General features: G+C 37.8%; 1 protein-coding gene (only partly in view). It reads right to left on the bottom strand.

Nucleotides 1-21,878, bottom strand: part of the annotated coding region (gene galE / locus PHO70_01135; GenBank protein MDD5431584.1) for a UDP-glucose 4-epimerase GalE (this coding region is incomplete at its 3' end). Its footprint runs off both ends of the window (56,219 nt to the left, 46,475 nt to the right); 21,878 of its 124,572 annotated nt are in view.

The following is a 21,878-nucleotide window of genomic DNA, read 5'->3' as shown; positions in this document are numbered from 1 at the left end:
AATTGGGGTTCTTAATCGCCTTCTCAAGATAGAAAACACCTAAGAATGCAAATAAGGCAACCGCCAGCCATAGCGAGTTAAAGCTTAAGAGTGCTAAGACAGGCCAAGCGTGGCAGGATAGAATAGAACCTCCCCCATTTCTGCTATTATCTATTGATAAACGCAATACATCACCCCTATGATCATATGATCCGAATGCATCAAGATTATGATCCTGAAAGGCTCTGATGAATATATCTAAAACCTTATTCAATAATTCTATAGAACAATCTCCTTGGACAGATATTTCGATTGAATCACCTGGATTTATGGCTAGCTTTAATAATTCAATTGCAGAAACAGGATCTGTAGCACGGTTATATTTATTACTTTTAATATTAAAACTAATCCCTATTCTTTCCTTAATTAAGGTAGAAATCACGGCAAGGCTTTCAGACTGCCGGGCATGTATTCTAGTGGCAGCAATAATAGTTTTTACGATAGGATTACAAGGAAAAGTGGAATTTGTCTGTGTAAACTGCAGAACAAATATCAAAGCAAAAATACCTAACGCAATCCACAGCGGTCCGATGGACCAGGGACCAAGAAGCGCCAATAGCGGAACAGACGCAAAACAATGCAAAGGAACATCAGAATTATGCTTAAATAGAGGCGAATAATCTTTAAACCAATCACCTTGCTCCCCGTATATTCTTTTCAAGTCAGAATTATCCTTCCAACGATGATCTATCTTTACCTTAGAATAATCACAAAAATATTTAGGGTAATCAAGCCAGAATAACAGGCTACTAAATTCGGGAGACGTCAAAGCATTGCTATCGCTGCCCACTCGTTTCATTTCAATAAACAGAATCAATTCTGATAATAAATTTTGACTGGCCGGGTTTATAAATAAATGGCTCCTTAATGCGCCGGTATCAATGCTTCCATCCTCACAGACAAACATAAACATTTCGGATCCTGAATTAATATACTGCTTCACCATTGTTTCATATTCCGAAAGGCTGAATTTACCATTATTCATTCTTTTTGTTTCTGCAACCAAGAATTCCATGGCCTCCCTGTACCCAAAATACGTTCCATCAACAATTAAATTAGCAACCCTTCGCAGTAAATCTGTAAATTCAGAATTTTGCAAAGCAAAACGTACGATAGCATCAGTATCATGGCGGGGAATATTATGTTTATCAAGAACTACAGGAATCTCATTGGATATATTTATGAGTTGCTCAACACAGGCAATATTCAAAAGCTGCCGGCCTTCAACCACCATAAATAGTTTTTGCGCTAACGCCTTGGATTCAACAAAAACCTGATAATTTATAGAAAGGCCGACCTTGTGCTTCTTAACATCCATAATAGTAGAAGTAATAAAAGCCCCTTCTTCAAAAGAGGATGCGCACAGAAGTGCCCTTCTGAATCTCCTAGCGTGTTCTTTGAATTCAGATTCGGGCATTTCCGAAAGACGCTTATCAACAATCGCCAGAATATTTTTTCTCTTTGTTTCAGTTGGAGTAGTGGCGGCTTCGGATGGTTTTACATTATTAGCATTAACTACAACTACCGTGAATTTGTCATAAATGCGTTTTGTATAGTTTGAAAAAAGTTCGGCGGCTATAGACAATAACGCTACAATAATAAATATGGCATACTTATAATAATTTGATTTATGTCCACTTTGGTTCAAAGAAAGATGTTTCCTTACAACATACTTATAAAAAAGAGACATAAGAATAGCTAAAATTAGGATAATATGGACCACTCTTATTTGAAAATCAAAAACTAACGGTAGCCCTATCGCCAAAAAGGAGAAACTGTAGAAAGAATTAGAGAAATCAGCTGCACTATCTTTAAAAATAAACGGATAGCTTTCTTGCGGATGCGAAGATAAGCGCTCAAATAAAAACCTTCTTCTCCACTCAGGGCTATTCTGAATACCTGTTTCTGTGACAAAAGGTAAATATATATTGCTAAGTTCTACAGGTTCGAGCATTTTAGCCTGGCAACGACAACCTCTATTTTTATAATCAAAGTGTTCTATTGCTGACCTTAAGCAGATTAAGAAATCAGGAGTTACAACCGCGCGCAGATTATCTAAATCTCCTACAAAATCAACAAGCGGGCTCGGCCCTCTATATGTAAATTCAAATCCATATCGTGTTAAACGGTCAGTATAATGAGACCATTCCCTGCTTGCTTCGCACTCAGTTACATTCCCTTTAAAAACAACCTTAAAGCTATCTTCATGCCCGCCGCTATGGATTTTCGATGTATACCGGTAATCAAACGTTATTTCTCCACCGCTTACGCTGACTCTTGTTCTTTCCTCATCATATTGGTCGGCAGACCATCCTGAACTCTTATGCTTATTGATAATAATATGGGAATCCGTTATATCTGAACTATATTTGGTTCTTTCAAAATCAGCTAACTTCATATTCTTAAAAAATCCGGCTAAACGTTTAAACCAATTTGCGACATAAATCCATTTTTCCTCAGATTTAACTTTAAGGCCCAAATAAGCAACTAAAGCCCGAGCCGGCATTACTGAATTAAAATATGATTCATTGGCCAATAAAGAATAAGCATCAGTTAAAGACTTATCCCAGCGATTAAATAAAGCTTCTTTCCTCCCCTGGTCTGAATAACGCTTAAGGCCGTATAAACTCCATGCTTTTCTAAGCGGATTATTACCTGACAACGCATACTCTATATCTTTTAAAGGATAACCGCTTATGAAACCACACAACTTTACTAATTGAACGCTATCAGATTCATTTTCTTTGTATTTGAGTAGAAGTTCGGTTAATAAACTACAAGTTGAAGCTGAATTTGAAACGATTGCACGTAAATCACTTTCTGATATAATCCCGCTTTTTACCAAGAATAAACCTTCTTTCTTCAACCTTGCAACAAAAAGAGGGATAGAAATAGTGACATCTCCGGCTTTAAATAATCTTAACTTATTTCCGATCTTACTTCTTACTATCTTGCTTATATCTGGGTCACCGTTGTCTTCGCATCTTATATACCCCGGCCTTTCACCCAAAAGAAGCAAAAGGATATCCGGATAAAGAATTGTTCTCTTGAAATTAATATCAATCTTCTTAGAATCAAGTATCTGTTTTAAAGTTGTTTGGGTTGATGGTACGCGGCAAGGATTTAATTTAGAAAAATTCATCATCGATAAGAATAAAACTGCAGCTAAGGCAACCACCACCCACAGCGGTCCGGTTGCCCAGAGAAACTCAATGACGGATGTTTGCTGATAACTTCCGACAAAAAGCGCTAAAACTGACCAAGCATGGCAAGACAAAGTTGATTTGTTTTCTTCTTTTATAGTAGACTGCGGACCTAAATTAAAACCGATTTTTCTAGACACCAATTCAACAATATGCAATGCTCTTGACGAGAAAGCTAATTCTTCTAATTTCAAAGAAATACCAAAACCGGAAAAAATACTAGCAATTGCTTTATGGAAATTGGCTTCCGGATTTTTACCTAGTAAAACTAAATTAACAAGACCCGTATCTATATACGGTAAATCATCATTCAACTTTGCCGCAATTCTTTCAGCTAATACCTCATCTGCATCTTCCCATTTTCTCAATAACAATCTTAAGTCTTTTTCGCGGCGCTGGCCTGCCATAAACTTAAGAAAATCTACACACCTAACGCCTATATTACTTATTTTCTTCTGGTGCATTTCCAAATGCAAATTTGAAAGAAGCTCCAATGCAATATCTCCAAGTCTAAGATTTTCACGCTGCATAATTGCCGGGAGGTATATAAAACATAACACACTTCTTTCTGCTAAAGATTTTTCTCTCCAATTTGGCGAATTATGAAAATCTATAGTCATTTTATTGTGCTCGATATCTATAATATCGGTTGAAAATTCTGTTTTCGGGAAATCAATTTTTAGTTGAGTTCTTTCTAAACCATACTTAATCGACAGTTTAATCGCAATTTTACCATCACTATAATTCAATTCATTACTACTCAATTGAGTCATAAATCTTAAAAGATATTTAAAATACCTTTGGAATTTCTTATCTTCAATATCAAAACTACTGTTACCAAAATCCAGTGTTTCATTACCGCCGCTTAAACGCAAATTTGTGATACTACTTGCCATATCTTGGCTGGCTGGTAACGTATTAGGAACCACAAAAAGATATGTTTGATCTCCTATATGGAGGCCGTAAATATTTTTACCGCACTGCGTAAAATATTTCCTATTGAAAAAGGCTACTTCTATCTGATCATTACTTTCGCATGCATTGGGCTGGAAGGATTGACTTTCGTATTGGGCAAAAGAGAAACTACCTTGACGAATTAAAATAAAGATAGCAAGAATAGCAATTACAGCTACGGGAAATGCACCTGAAGCATTGATGCCAAAAAGCGCCAAAACCGGCAGAGATAAGCAGAATGAAGAACTAAAAGAGTTCTGCAAATCAAACTCTCTTGCTTTCTTTTCTTCTCCTAACGCATCTAATGTTCGTCCTTGAAGGGCTAAAGCGATTGCGCGCAGCCAATGCCCAACAGGGCTTTCTTTTTCTTTATTGATAAATTCTGCTGCTGCATATAGAGCCTTGAGAGAATTACCTAAAGATAAATTTCTGCAAAAACTCCATTCAGTATCAGTTAAAAGGCTTCTATCTATTTGATTTAATCGTTCGGGATACATGTCCGACGCATCTCTTAACACTATCTGTGCCTCATCAGAAGTAGCATAAGCCAGTAACTTTGATGTTGATTCAAATGCTTGTGAATATCTTTTTAAAAGAAGATTTCTTAAAATCCCTAACGCAAGAACTCGAGTCCGTGCCTCTAAAAGATATCGCTCTACAAAATGATCATAAGCAACAATTCCATTATCAGCAGCTTCTTTGACAGCCGCCAGAAAATCATCATATATATTTTCTGCGATATAATCATCTACAAGGTCGTGGACTTCCTTATCCTTATTTTTACTATAATGCAATATTTCTTCTACAAGAGTATACAAAGCGATTAATCTTGGCACGCGGCCGAACATCGCCCAAGATATAATAATTGCATTGGTAACTCCTATTGCCTCCTCTACAGCTGCGCAAGCGAGTTTACCATTTGATGTATCCACCCTTAACTTTGTGCGGATTAATTCTGGTTCTAAAACTACCCCCATTTTCCCGATAATTTCAATTGCTTCTGCAATAAGCTGATTAAATATGTTGATGGCTTCGTTTTGTTCAACGGTTGGGGTAAACAACGGGACAAATTTGCGCTCTTGTAAATCAATATTCCCGTTTAACCACTTAAGATCTAATTCCTTAATTAAAATGTACATAAGATTAAAACGGCTGTCGAAAGAACCCCGGCCCACAGGAGTCAAAGCCTTAGAAATAGCACTAACAATCGCTGCTTCAAACTCTAAACCAGAATAATGAAGCACCTTTGATAACTGTCCATAACCGTAAGGGCTGGACGGATCTAAACTAATAGCTTCGTAAGCAGAACTTAAAGCGCCTTCCATATCACCTAAATCATAATACACGTCGCACAACTGGCTCCAGCCTATGGAATCTTTGGGAAATAGATTTACGAACTTTACTGCGGCTCTTAAGGCTGCTTTAATCTCGCCTTTAGCACGCAACGCTTGAACCTTTCTACTATGTCCCAAGCCACTATCGGGATTAAAGAAAATAATTTTATCTGCTGCAGCAATAACCGTATCAAAATCACCTAATCCAAGGCTTATCCGGCAGAGGTCTTCATAACCATCAGGGTCATAAGGATCCAACTCAATATATTTCCTGGCTTCCTCGCGCGCCTCATCCAATCTCTGTAATTTCTGCAGAATTTCGCAACGCTGTTTACGCGCTATAGGAAATTCCACATTATTATCTTTAAACCAATCATTGGCTTTCAATGCTTCTCCTAACTTATCCTGCTTAGCCAAGACAGCAGCTAAATTTAAATGCCCAAAAGAATCGCTCTGATCAATTTCAATAATCTTCTGCGCGGCTCTCTTAGCCTCTTTATAGCTGCCGCTAATCAAATGAACCTTAAAAATAATTGCATAGCTTCTTTTTTGATTGTATACAACGAAAACACAATACTCTTCATTCTCCCGGATGAGTTTACCACCTAAATCAATAGCTTTTTTCGCCCAAAACACAGCTTGCCCACAAGCATCTTTTTCTTCCGGGGTATTATATTGATGATGCGCTGTTTGCAGGTATTCCTGGGCAATAATATTTGCAATAACTATATTATTTTGATCTAACTCAAATGCATCTATTAAGACGGGTAATCTTTCTCTGGGAGGAAGGCACTGTGAACTATTAACTAAATCTATTGCCTTCCAATATGGCTGAGGGGTTGACATTGATTGCTTGGCGCTTACTGGGCGGGAACGATTGAGATATTTATACAAATTATCATGCGGATTTATTCCTTTTCTTTTAGCTTTTTCAATTTCACTTAAGAAATAATCATAAAGGTTATTTGCAACATAGCAATCAATAGCATTATGCACCTCTAAATCTTCATCAATAACAAAATGCAGGATTTCTTCGGCAAAGGTTAGCAAAGCGATCAATGGCGGAGCCCTTGTAAGCATTGCCCAGGAAAAACTTATGGAATTAGGCCCATAGCCTTCTGCTATTTCAACTTTGGCTAATTTATTATGTACTATGCTGGTAGTAACTTTGAATTTTACGGGAATTTCCCCGCAAGGCATTTCCTGAATCAACCATTGCGGATAACCTATTCTTTTAATAATCTCTTTTACTTCTTGTAATTTGATATCAATTCCTTCAAGTGCCCTTTCCTGGCGTTCGGTAAGCGCATCAAGCGGAACAAATTTAAAAGACGGCAAAATAATTTTCCCTCTTACAACCCCTAAATCTTCTTCGCTGCTATCAAAATCCAGATGGAACCGGCTATTCATAGTATTAATTCTTGCTCCAGAATCAATATTTGCGGGAACAGGCGATAGGAAATCAGCTTGTAGAACCTGCAGGTCTCTTAGTATGCTGTTCATTTTACCCATTAAAGAATTTGGCTTACTACGGGCTGTATCAACTCCTGCATCATATATTTTCGGCCTTGCTTTAAATGAACCAATAGCGGGAACAAATCTGGCTTCGGGAACAAAATAGCATTGTATCGGTATATTTTTCAAATTCGGCAAATCCTTAACTAATCTAGGCAATTCATCTTCCAATGCATAATTGCGGAAACTTGTCATTAAATCTTTGTATAATGTTTGGAAGGTAAAAAAGACCCCTTTAACAGGAATAAAGCAATGTTCTTCATCCATCATCACAAACTCAGATTCTTTTGGATAAACGCTCCAATGAGAATCAGGATTACCAAGAAACTTTATAACCTTTGACATATTACGCAATCTTCTTTCTATGCCATTCTTTTTTGAAGAAGATTGTACCCAGTAATTTCCCAATAGTTCCTGGTTTTCTTTATTATAAAGCTTGATTACAGAATCGATATCTGTCTGCGTATTCCCAGTTTGATCCTTAACAATAACCCTAAATGCAATAACCTCTACATTAAATCTATTACTTAATAACTTGGTTAAGAAATCTACATGCCAGAGTTCATCCAAAACCCCGACAATTGACTTAGGGCTCTGGGTTTGCATTATGGTTTCCAAGCAATGATTAAACCCGGCAGCCTTATCAAATTTAGCAAACATACGGATAAGCTCTTCTACGATACCCTTAAGATTATCCAGCTGTTCCGTAGACCAACAACCGTAAAAAGAAAGCATGATATGTTGCAAGGCCATTTGAGCCTGCCTGGATAAACCAGAGCTAACAATAAGCCTGTACATTTCAACGCTTTTATTTTTGTTAACATGGTTAATTCTCTGATGTATTCTTATTGAATGTTCAACCAAGTTAATAGAGTTATCGTATACGGCATCGTTTTCAAAGATTTGCCACATTTTTTCCTGTAAATCAATCCATTGGAAATTCCTGTCGGATGTGAATAATTTTTCTTGCTCCGAAAACACACTTGAGAAATAATCAAAATTTGGCCTTGGCATAATTTTACCTTGCGGCCCAAATGTACTTTCCACCCGCCCTAAACTACTTAGAAATTCCTGTTGATTTTCATATTTCTTAAGGCTTAAAAAGAACAACGTCTCTGCCTCAAGAATCAAACTCTGTTTCCATTTTAAGGTCTCACCTTCTTCATGAAGCCTATTCATCAGTGTCAGTAACCTTAATCCTTCGCGGCTTAATCCTCGGTTTATAAGGCTATCGTCCAAAAGCCGGATATTTATTCCGGGCCGATGAGTCTGTAAATTGTTCCCCAACAGGCAGGCTCCGGAAGTCGGACCGCTAAAAATTATTAAGCCTTTATTTGCGTTTGGCAACTGCCCCTGCCAATCATCCTGCAACCTGGCATATTCTAAAATTAATACTTTAAGATTACGGATTACAGCCTCTACTCTCTCTGCACAATTGCAACCAACACAATACCTTTCCTCTATCTTGCGGCGCAAGTTTTCTTCTTCAGGTAATGAGAAATTCCCGTAAACAATGTGTGTTTGAGGAATTTCCGCAATAATCTTATAATCTTTAGCTCCGTTAATCACGAACAAAGGAAACGGCCTAATCTCCCGTAAAGATGTAGCAATATCATAAGGCTTCATTAAATTTTGCGCAAAAGCCATACTACCCATAAGCACTGTAAGCCCAAACGGGACTTTATAAAAAGGTGGATTTCCAGCCGGCGGGACAAAACCGGAATAATAAGCCCATGAAATTAATTCGTATATACCTAAGCCTAGCAATCCGATTAATCCTGCAATCAATAGATAAATTTTATTCTGCCAGATTTGGATTACATTTTGCCTGATGATTTCTTCATTGGTAAGCTTTGATTTTCTTAATTTATAGATAAGGTATGCAATTACTGCGGCCGTCAATACAAAAAATGGTTCAATACCATAAATATCTTCTTTTAAGGTGCATCCGGCAATACATATGATAATAATAGGAGATATTCTTGCGGCAGAAGCTACGCGGCCAAAAGAAGTAAGAATATTGCGCTGCGGAACAAAAGCTGGTTTTGGTGTAGATGCCAGTTTCTTTCTCGCGATATATTCTTTGAAACTGCAATATTCCGATAGATTTCCGGATGTTACTCCGGGTATATATAAATCCAAGATGTCTGCTTTTAAATACGTTTCAGACTTAACTCTGCTAAGATGCTTAAATACTTTTTTAATACGTAAAAATTCTTCCGGCATAGTTTTAATATCTTCTGTATCTATGCGATTCCTATGAATGCTGTCATTGACAGGAACACGAATTATAAAAAGCCTTGTAAGAATAACATGCCTCAAAGTAGCCGCTATTATTCTTAAAAGAATAGCTAAATCTTCCCTATTAGCTTGAGTTTCATCAAAAGATTGGCTGTTTAAGGAATAAACATACTGAGAAACAATCCCATTAATTTGTTTTACTTTATTCTCTAAGCTCATAAGCTTAATTTTCGTTTCAGCCGTCAGCTCGCCTGCCTTAGCTTTAGATAAACTTGTAATTAAACCGCTCATTATCTCAAGATGATCAGAAATTTTATCTTTCAGAATTCTAATTTTCTCGCTGATTATTTGAGCAGGATTAAAATCAAGCTCGTTAATTGGTAAGACCTCCTCTTTCTTTGCTCTTAATAAATCCCTGGCTACTTGATAAATCTTTACAAACAACCAGCATCCTAAGCAGGCTAAAATAATAGTGTCCATGCGCGGCTCTATTGTTGTCAACATAATCAATGCTGGGTTTACACACGAGAAATACTTGCTCACACTTCGGCTATGCTTTATGAGAGCACGCACGGTTTTTGGATGCACCTGCGCAAGTTTCGCTATTTCAGCGATACTTAATACTCCTTTTTTCTTAGGAATAAATTCTTTCGGTAAACCCCAAAGCTTTATACCTCCTAAAAATGTAAGCAATTTTTCACGTGCCTCTTTAAGCCTTGGCGAAAGTTTATAATGTCTATGTTTCTTAAGCGGTTTGAATTGTTTATTATGAGCCTTTATCTGTTTATTTAAATCAATTAACTCACCTTTTAGAAATGCATTCTTTCTTAAGAACAACCCTAAATATCCATTTGAGACTGCCAAACGATTTGCCAACTTAAGCTGGGTTAATCTTGACACAGCTTTCCCAAGGGACATCTCTTGACGAGTTAACTCAAGCACCAATCTTACTACCTCAACAGTTATTTTCAGCTTACGAGCTTTAAGAATTTTATTATGCTGTTTTATTTTATTATTTAATTCCATCAGTGCTTCTCTTAACTCCTGATTGCCCATGAAATATCTAAGCAACGATACGTATGGAATCTCTAATTCTCTAGCAATACTTTTCTTATCGAGAAAATATATTCTCTGTCCTTCGCTTAATTTATTTTCTTTATTCTTGATAAAATCTAGAATTGCCTTACAAACTATTCTATAAATCCCTTCACTTCTTCTATTCTCTTGAAGCAGATTGAATTTCATCGGTAACATTAGGATACGCATTATCTTCAATCGATCTACTGCTTGAGTAAAATCGGCTGCTGCGAAAAGATTTGATCCCCACCAGCCACGGAAGGCGAACCAAATCCTTTTCGTAACCCGCAGCAGCCCAATCACATCAAATATTAAACACTTAATTAAAGTCTTTACTAAGTTACATAATAAATAATTCCAATCGGCCAAGAAGAGATTGCAGCCTAAGTAAACTCCTCCCTGGTTTAATTGCATTGCAAAAGGCGAAGCAGCTGTAAGTAAATCCAGATTATAATTCAAAGCTGCTCGGCTATTTGCTCCGGAAGCGCCATTTTTTAGAAGTCGCTCTAAGTTTCTTGCCACCGCAAGAAAGGCCTGTATTTCCCTAACATGGAATTTAGTTAAACCAACACATTTCCCGCACTGCCCTTCTCCATCAACAGCCTTACATTTCATATTCGTAATACAACTTAAACAAGGATTAACGTTTTGTTTTAATGCTACAGCTAAAAATTCAAGCATTTTTTCTAAAGAAACTACTTTTTGCAAAATTACTTCTTTAATCTCATCACGGCTCAACAAATTAACATTACTCTTTAAAAGCATTACAAGATCCGTCAATCTACGTTCCAAGTTCAAAGCTGAATCAGGGATAAGTTCCGGGATACCGAAGCCAGAAGGAAATAAAGGTTCAGCCTCTGGCAGAGAAATAACTTCCTTGCTTAACCTCTCTTGGACCATTCCCCTTGCTTGCGCGATTACGACTTTCCAATCAACGCCTTCTTTATCAACATATATATCAATATTTTCTTTCGTCTTATTCACTCCCGGCTCTGTGCTGCGCATAATTATCAGAATATTGGGAGCTATTTCTCTGATTTTTCCTGCTAAATCATGCCCCCACATCCCCGGCATATTGTTATCGGTAATAACTAAATTAATTTTATCTTTATTTTGTTTAAATAACTCTAATGCTTCATTGCCGCTTAAGGCCTCAATTATCTTATCGGCTGGAATAATACCTTTTAATGTTCGCTTGAGCAACATCAACTCCCAATCTTCATTATCCACTGCTAAAACAAAAAGCGGAAGCTCTGGAACATGATTAGCGCTACCCTTAGAGACATCTAATGAGTACAAAGAAAAATATAGCCGCGGGATTAATCCAATTTTCATTAGTTTTCGCGTAGCTTCCGCGATAAACTTTAGTCCTGAATTTCGTAATACTTTTAAGCCGCTATGCAACAAGTGAATTAAATCCTTGATTTGCTGCCCGCTCGGAACAAAGAAGAAACATATTCCAGCGGAGGAATACTGACGGCTTAAAGTATGCTCTCTTTCATTTTCTTCAATCTGCTTAGCGATATCTTGCAATATGCTGCGTAAAGAAAAATTTAAAACAATTTTCTTCAAATTAGTCTGCAGCACAGGCAATGATTTTTCCGGATATTTTAACAATACCTCTTTAATCAACGCAAAACTTTTATCGTGTGGGATATTTTCACGGGCAGCCTTTATCATCCATTGGACCAAAAACCCTGCTCTTGTGCCCTCACGTTTACGTGGGCATTTTTCTAAATCTATACTCTTCTCGCTTACAATATTGCTTAAACAAATTTTTATGCCTTCTAAAAGAAGTTTGGTTTCAGAGGCATTTTGGTTAAAATTAAACTGCCCATTAGGAAGCCAACCCAAACAACTCCATCGCTCTTTTAATACATCCAACATGGGCTTAACAGGTTCAGCCACAACCTGATAAACATATAACATAGCCTTCATTGCTTCTATGCCGCCTTCAGCGCTTAACCACTTAATCGCCTCATCACGCTTATCTTTATCCATAAAGCAAGCAATGCAATTATAGTTTGTCGTAAACCTGCCGCCTTTTGTGACTTCAAAGGGAACTGGCCCTAAAGAAAGATACGGCCGCGGCAATAAACTCATCTTTATCAATTTTTCTATAAAATTCCAAATCTGCACTAAGAACAAATTGCAGCCCAAAACTATTGACTTAGTTCCAGACTCGAATAAATGCGCCTCACGGGAAGATATCGCTCCGACAGCAAACATCTCTTCTCTTAAATATTGTGAAATTTTATCCAGAGCCTGAGGATATGGCGCAGGGCCATTCATTGCGGCATTGCTTGAACAATTGATACTGGTCATAGAACGAACTAATGTACGTTGTTTAGTTTCAAATTCCTGTAATGTCGTAGAGTCACCTAAGCGGGTCAATCTATAATGTAAAATACCCCCTCCGTTCCTAAGCATAGACGACATCTTAAGAGGCAAATCAATCAAATCAAGCATTTCTTGTGCGGAGATATGGGCATTAACCCTTACATCATGAGCAAATGATTGAGGCTTTCTTGAAGAAGCATTAAGAACAGGCGCGTAAGGTGCTTGTGTCCTATAGTAATAAATAAATGCCTTAATAAAATCGTTGATTTCATCCTTGGTAAGCACCACGCTCAAATTAGCATCTTCAGCACTGATCCTATCCCAAACACCAGCCCATTGGAATAATATAATATCTTCAATTCTCTTTCTTGCCGCAGTATCCGGGGCTTCATTGAGTAGCTCACGTAACGCAATACAAATACCAATTTCGTTATTAGAATGCCCGCCGAAATCCGGGAAGCGTTCGCCATTGAATATAATCATCCTTGGGTCTGCATCCCGAATCATATTCTTGATTTTATCAATATCAGCTCTGCTTATTGCCAAAGGCCTGCCTGGAGTGCCGTAGAAACTTACATCTAAAGGCCAATAAACATTTTCGTATTTAATGCCCAAAGACATCAATGCTGATTGAGCTTCGGTAAACCTGACTGTTGTTTTCGCATAACGCATAAAATCAATATCCACGCCACCGTCGCGCGGTTTTCGTTTCTCCACTTGCCGCAGGAATTCTATTAATTGTTCAATCTTATTAACTGTATCAAATGCCGATTCAAACCTCTCATTTAAATCAATTAACAATACTTTCGCACGAAGAGCTTTTTCTCTATCGCTCATATGCGGCAAGACTTCATAATCGAATTCCGGGACATGCTTAAAGTTACTCTGTTCTTTAACCAATTCTTTAACAAGACTTTTTCTTTTTTCAGGAGTTAAGCTTTTGATTTCTTCGGGCTTTAATTTGCTGGCAAAATCTAACAACCCTAAGACGTAATCACTATACACAGCTGTGTATCCAAACGAACTATAATAAGCTTTTAATTTATAATGCTTAGCCATTACTTGAATAAGATGCATTTTGGCTAAGAACTCATCGTCCATATGCGGATTGGCTAAAAGCAGCGGATCTCCCGGATGAATACCATATTCTCGGAGTTTTTCTACGATTTGCTCCGGTCGGATTATGCCTGAAAGTATATCCTTCATAACATCCTCCACAACCTGACGAGGCTCGCGGCCAGATTCGGAAATAGCTGAAATCAATCCTTTGATATTATGTAGTCTATTCTTACGGATCTCCTGCATAGCAGAACTATCTTTTCTCCAATGGCGGGCAGCAGTCCTAATGCTGATATTTGCAATCTTACAACCTAAGCTCTTTGCGATTTGTATGAAGTATTTTCGTGCATTTGATAAATTCCAGAATTCGCGGCGCATAATCTGGAATTCCCATGGGAATCTTACTACCCTTAACTCCCTGGCTGCAGCTGCATCTAAAATAAATTTACCTTTACTACCCTGAGCAAGGCTTATCGGACAAGTAATATCCTGTGGCATTTCTATTGCCCTTAAGTTAGTCCGGCTCTTGACATTACCTGTTGAAATAACCAAAACTGTAACTTCATTATCAATATCCCTCTGTGGAGAATGTTTATTTTGGCGATACATAAATTCAGCCGGGCCATAAGTGATAAAAGCGAATTTCGGTTTACGTATATTTCCAACCTCTACGAACATTTTCTTTAAGCCGTAGAATTCTTTAGCATGTGCACCGCAGATATGGAATGTGGCATCAAAATCATGTATAGCTCCGATAAAACAGGCCTGTTTCGGATGAGTTCCGCTTTCACAGAATCCCATATGCCCCTCACCATCATTCGATGGCCCTTCGCCAAGCAATGTAATATGCGCACCACCAAATTCTGCTAAACGTTCATGCATCATCACTGCCTGCAAGCGCATACCCTCAAGATATTTATATTGTATGTGATCCGGAGAAAGCGGTTTTATCTCTCTTTTTATAATTTCAAAGTCACCGCGATTGTTTCTTCTCAACATATGCCCAAAGACTTTTTTGCCTTGACGCACAAGGTCAGAATTAAAAGCAAAACCACGCAAATCTCTCTTGGCGTGGTCGCGCTCCAACAAACATGCTGCCTGGAATTCCAAAATCTGCAAACCTTCCCTATCAATACTATTTAAGATCTCTGCATATTCATTATCAGGAATGATGCTTTCCTGCCACTTACCATTTTCATAACTAACATATATATCGCCATAGAATAGATTACGATTTTCATTTGGCACACCCCACAGGTCACATACGCTATTAAGTAAATTCGCGAAAGAAAAATAGTCGGTACGTTTCTGAGGAAACATCGCATCTACGGCAAAAACAACAACCCTTCTCATATCCGGCTTTAAGGCTGTATCCAAACCATTTGCCCGCAAAAACTCTTGTACTTCTCTAGTATCCCAATTCTTCAGGATTTCTCCGATCTTACGGTATCCGATAAACGGGCTCTCACCTGTGCAGAGCTGAATACCGATTTGAGAAGTAGGAGATACACGCATAAACCAGTATTGCAGCCATTTGAGTATTTGAATCGCAAATTCATCCCCTGCCATATCAACATCAGCCTTAATAACCACTTCCATATGCTTTGCGTGATTATACGGCGATCTGTTATAAAGCTGGAGGGCATCTTCCTGGCCCCATGCATCTACAGGATGAATACCATATTGTTTAGCGTTTTGGATTGCTTCATGGAAGGACGTTGCCAAATTTACTCTGATATAATCATCAATGACACTATGTACTAACTCATTTTGTCCGGGGAAATAATAATGCAGGATTTCTTCAACGACAACCAATTGAGCCAAAAGCGGAGGCGCGCGCGTAATCATCGACCAGTGGAATAAAGCAATTCTATTTATAACTTGGCCGACAAATTCAGCGTTAGCAGTAAATATGGCTTTTATTTCCGGATTAGCTTCAATCATCCCTGCTAAATCTTTTAATCTTGAATCGCTAGCCATGCCCTTAAAACGACTATTTATTGCTGGAGCATTCTCTTTAAACCATTGATTAACTCGATCATTACCAGTATTAATTCCAACGTTAAAATCAGAGTTTAATTTAAGCATAACTACACCATCCGGCATAATATCTTTTTCTTCCGAACCAACTGGCTTAAGACGGCTTGTAGCTACTCCAATATCGGAACCTACCCCAACTCTATAATATTGCTGGTTAGGATCAAATGATTCACACATCTTTGCCCAGACACAAATTAAACCCTTAGCCTGGTTTCTTATGTCGCCTTGGCCCAAGCCCATTCTCAAAGCATTATAAGCAAGAACCCCGTAATTCTCGGACCTAAAATAATCCCCGCATGCAGTTTCCATGTTCGCGACAAATGATTCTCTGTCAGGTTTGATATCTCCGGAAAATGAACGTTCTTGCCCATAATTAACAATATAACCTGTGCCATTTATAATATTACCTTCGGCATCTCTCTCAACCGCCTTAACCCTTTCAACAATTACCCCGTCAGGAGAAGCAAAGCTTGGAGCACCGTTTTGCTGGGCATTACCAAAGCTTGTAGGCCCTGCTTCTTTACCCATCCATGAAAGCATGCCTCCGAAATTAGTGCCTTGCTGAATTATCCAGGAGGTTGCGACATTATGGTTGGATACAAAAACAATATGATATTTCATCCGAGGGTCTATTTTGATTAAATCCTGAATTCTGCGGTGCTGTATGTCAGCAAAAGAGCCGAATTTTCTACCACCGATAAGGATTACCGCTCCTGACTTAACAATTCTTTCTCTAAAATTCTGGTCATATAAAACATCTACAATAAAATCACCGCACTTATAATCAACAAACCTTCTTACGAAAGTAAAGAACGGCCGATCAATCAACGATGTCCCGGCAGCTTTAAGATCATCCTTAGTTACATCAATCTGGCCAAAAGTACCTTTAAACAGTTCATCAATAAAAAGTTGCTTCTGCCTTTTCTTGATTTCTAGCAGTTTTTTAATAAAAACTGCTTTTAGTTTTTTATCATTATCTAAAGCATTAAACAAATCGCTGTATGTAGCGGCCTTTGTAACTAACATATACGCCTTAATCAAGGCTTGGATTTCTTCACCCTGCCAACGTTCCACATCCGAGCCTTCGCTATTGCCGAATAATTCATCTTCAGTTACTTTATCCGCGAACTCTCTAAATATTTCTTCTCTTAATATCTTTGTATGGGCTGTAGAACATCCTGTGATTATATGGCTGACCCTACCAGTAATCCTAACCAAATCTACCTTGCCGTTATAAATACAGTCTGAAAACTGCTTTGCGATTTTTAAAGCATGAAACATATACCAATTATATAAAGGCATGCCTGCAGGAACAATTGTATGGTTATAATGATGGATTAATAACTCCTTAAAATCCACATCGTGTTCAAATTCATCCTCAACAACTTCCGGAATAACAAGAGTACTGTTTATTTCACTTGTAGAAAATAACATTCTACGGCTTATAGACCCTTCAGTAACACCTTCCTTAATAAACCTCAAGACAACTTTCCGATAAAGCAATGTCTGGATAGCGCGGTAATCATCATCAGCCCCGCCACAATATGCTTCATGAAAAACCCTCTGGCCGGTAACGGGATTCGGTATATCATAAATCCAATACTCTTTTAATTCAGAATACGGATTCATATAAATCTCTACATCAACCTTATCTACCCCATTCATATTAATTTCTATATCTTTAAAGGTTTTAATTTTAATTAAACACTTTCGCACAATATCAGCCATGTCTTCATTTGCAATAGCGCCTCTAGGCTTAACTGCACCCTGTCCTTTTATCGCCTGAGAATACATAATGCCAAAAACATGCAATCTATTTAATGCTTCAATACTCCCCAAGTGCTCTTCAAGAACCTGATACCATCCTCTTACTAAATCAGGCTTAAAACTCCCTAACCCGCCTGCCATTAGAAGCTTTGCAAGTTCGCCTGTATTGTAAATTGCATCATCGTAAGTACAGCCTTTTTTAAGCTGTAAATACTCGCAAAATTCTTTTAAGAACCTTGCGGATAACTCATATTCCATCTGCAGGATAAAAATGTCCCTGTCTTTAATTACATCAACTGCGCGATTTAAAACTTCTTCCTTAATCTTTTCTGCCCATTGCCTATCCACAGAATATCCGCCCGTATCATCTTGCCTGTCCTGAGCCCTGATGATTGAGAATACTCTTCTCTTAAATTCAGGGTCATTCAGGACATTTTCAATAACCTTATTAGAGCCTTTTTCTTTATTTAAAGCATTGAGCGCCGCTAATTTCGCGGAAAAATCTTTATCCTCCTCTATACCTACATACTCAATTTCTTTAGGATTGTTAAGCAAAGTCTGGTAAGCACTGATTAAGCCTGCATCACCTTTAGAACCCGGAGCGCTGAACAAATTTTCTTCGTCTGCATAAGCATGCCAATCTCCGTGGTCTGACCTGACAATCATAATATGGTTTTTCCCTGCTTTAAAAGCAAAGTCTATCTCTATCTTACCGCAGGCAATACGGAAACTTGAATTACAAACCAATCCTTCTCTTTCTGACAAGATTTTTTGATGAATAATCTTAAGCGACTTTGCAAGAGGTAATAAAGTTTTGCCATGCCAAAAGCGTAAATCCTGCAAGCAAATATCGCCATCTTCATTTGTAATGGTTTTTGCGATATAACTAACTTCTTCGGAAATTCTTCTATGAACGGACAGAACCTCTGCAAACGCGGTAACTAAACAATTTTCCTCTAACGCAAGCTCTAAAAGCTGTCTTTCGTATGTTTCATCCAAGGTTAAATCTAATTTACATTTTTGCACTGCGGATAAGAAATCAATCAATTCTCTTTTATGATTTTTAAAATACTCTACGCTCTTTTCGCAGGCAATACGATGGGCTATTTCTTTTGACAAACCTGAATTAATACCGTTTAATTCCCATTTCTCATGCTGTTTAATATCATCACGGATAACTGCTTTCGCGTCCTCAACAATCTTACGGATATCTGTAAGCCTGTGGGCAATACCGTTGGCAAAGTCTTCTCTTAATAAAACCCAGTGTATCGTAAAAACAAGGATATTTCCTTCCCGATCAATGCTGAATACCTGTTTATTGCGCTCTCCGGTGATAATAATTTTAATCCCTTTATGCGGCGGGGCATGCGTTAAAATGCCATCCAGGATATCAGCAACTTTTTCAGGTAAAGCGTTTTCTTCCTCAGTATTTAATCTTTCAATTTGATTGCCGGGAACCCGATAGTTTATTTCTTCAATCTTAAGTTTTCCTTTACCATTTTTCTTTGATAATGTCACGGTGGGTTTTTTAATTGCCGTTCTTGCCTTCGCAGGATAAGCACGAGTGTCATTATCCTTAACAGACCACGCCCCGTTGCAAAGAAGCGAATGTTCCCCACCAGCCACGGAGAGGTAAACATTGCTTTTTCTAACGAACTTTGCAGCGGGGCATGAAATATATGTATTATTAAAACAGGCGCCTATGCAATTTATCGCGCTTAAAGAAATGAAAATAGATGGGACATCTACTTCTACTAAACAATGTTTGATAATATCAACTGTAAATCCGATAAATAATACTAAAAGACTAGCCAACAACATAATATCTGCGATATTCGTTACTTGTCTTTTTAAGATTATCCAATCAGTAACTCCACCTTTATTAATAAAACAGTCGATTGTTTGCGATATTACTGCTCCTAATGTAATAGCAGAGCTAGCTATAAAGAAATAATTTGCGCCTTGAACCGATTGAACGCAAACAAAACCAATCACCATGCTGACTGAAAACAGAGTAAAACTAAACCTGGAGAATGATTTATGAAGATAATAGCTCCCCTTCACAACATCCTTAAGAGGCCCTTGGTCATCAGTAACTTCCGAACCTAATAGCAATTTATGCCACACCCACATTTTCGTTCCTAAATCAGCTACAATTACCATAGCAACAATAGATAAACCGAAAAATAAATGGTTACTAATAACGCTATGGATGGAATCCAAAATCATTGCTAAAAAGACAGGGCTTAAAGCTTGTAAGTTAACTTGCCCATCGCTATTAGAATCTTTGGCCTGTGCCTGTCTTCCCGATATTTTTCGTTTTATTTGCTCTAGTTGATCACCCCAGATTTTCTCATCAACATAACTTTTTTCTATATATCCATCTAAAATTCCTCTGCGTATATAATCAGATATAGTTTCGTCTTTTGGTTTAGTAGTTGCCAATAAAATAATAACATTAGGATTCTTTTTTCGGATTTCGTAAGCTAACCAAAGGCCGCTTATTCCTGGCATCTCCTTGTCAGTAATCACCGCGTCAAATTCTGTTTTACTAAATAAATCTAACGCCTTTTCTCCATTCTCTGCAGTAGTAATTTCTATTAATGAATCAAAACCTGTTAATATTTCACTTATTATTTCAAGGTTGCATTTTTGATCATCCACAATCAAAATCCTTAATCTTGGGTTTACGCAGTTATCTAGGGAAAGCGCTTTCTTTTCAGGTAATAAAAATCCGTCTTGAGCAAAGCTAAAGATGGATAAGTTTTGCTTGATTAGCGATAACGAAACGAGCCCTCTTAACAACGAGGCTGCTAAATTCTTTGCTAAGTTCAAGCCAACTGCCAGTGCTTGTTTCGCCTTTAACTTTACCGTCTTGCTGAATAAGGAAATGAAACTCGTAATGCCAATTATTATACTTCGCATCCACAAAGATACCGTCTTTTCTGGGCATAACCCTGGTAAATTCGAGCTGCTCTGCTTTGTACATTTTGGCACCTCCTTAGCTAAAGCGTAAAATGGCCTACCCCATCTTTTCTCATCCCAAAACCTTTGAATAAAAGCATCTGAATTAAATTCTGCATGCGTAAATTGTTCATGGGCAATCCCTCTTTCGTGAGCGTGTTGAATTATTTTTTCGGGATCTGTAATCTTTGCTTGCTGATAGTTATCTAGTCCTATTTTATAGCCATCCTTATAACTAACTATTAATTTCTTAAACCATAGCTCATGTAAAATTAAGCGATCCTTCTTTGTCAACTTTCTTAATTCTCCTGTTTTAGCATCAATTACCCCATTCTTATGCCAACTCAACCACTCTTCGAAGCTAATTCGCTTTCCAGGCTCAGGCGTAATTAGCTTTGTTTCCTCTATTGCCTGTTTAATCACAAACTCTCTCTCGCAGCTTCCGTCTTTGTGATGCAAAGGCTTATCTGGGGCTGCATCTTTTGCGCGTGCGGCAAGATAATCCTCATAAACAGAACTTCTTAAAGCAAAAATACTTTCTTGTTCTTTAGCGCCAACCAAAGGCTCGACTACTCTTTCTATATACCCGGCATTAACACGCCCACCGGTAATTAAGATTATTCTTACTCCTCTAGCCATTGCCCTATTTAACAAATCTGCAACTTGCGGGATCATTTTCTTAGTTAAAAATACCAGAGTATTGTCTATATCGGCAATTATCGCGGATAAATTGAGCCTGCCTTGTTCTAAGGCTTCAACTGCTTCGGTAAGAATATCAATAGATGCTTCTATATGCATTTTCTGGCTTGTCCGAATAGATGGATAGCCACTTACATCTTGCGGATTACCGACATAATAAGGACGGTAATCAATGCCTTGCGGCTGTAAAGCTAAAAATGATACGTCTACCGCTGAATCTCCTAAACCGATTACCACACCATCTTTAATCTGGTCAAGGACCACTCTAACCGTATCAGCCTTATCAAATAAAGTAACCTTACAATATTCCAAGCCAGAATATACTTTAAAATCTTTGTTTTCAAAATCTATGATTTGGCTCCTAAGCTTATCCTCTACTCTCTGACGAAGTTCTGCCCGGTTGAGATCTAATAATGCCACTTTATCGCCGCTATCAAATACTATCTCTAATTCCGAAAGTTTGTTTATTAAAGCGACCCTATTAAACCCAAACTTGTTATCCACTTCCTCTATAATAGACATGACCTGTATAATTGCATCTGTAGTATTAGATAAATCTAAACTCGCAAGCCTTTCTTTGAACTCATTTAAAGAAAATTTAGTTAAATCTTCAATCATACTTAAAGTAACTTCAGATAAAGCCTTA

The sequence above is a fragment of the Candidatus Omnitrophota bacterium genome (assembly GCA_028715415.1).
GTDB lineage: Bacteria > Omnitrophota > Gorgyraeia > Gygaellales > Profunditerraquicolaceae > JAQURX01.
Note: the sequence above shows the minus strand (reverse complement) of the source record. Positions and strands in the feature narration are given on the sequence as shown.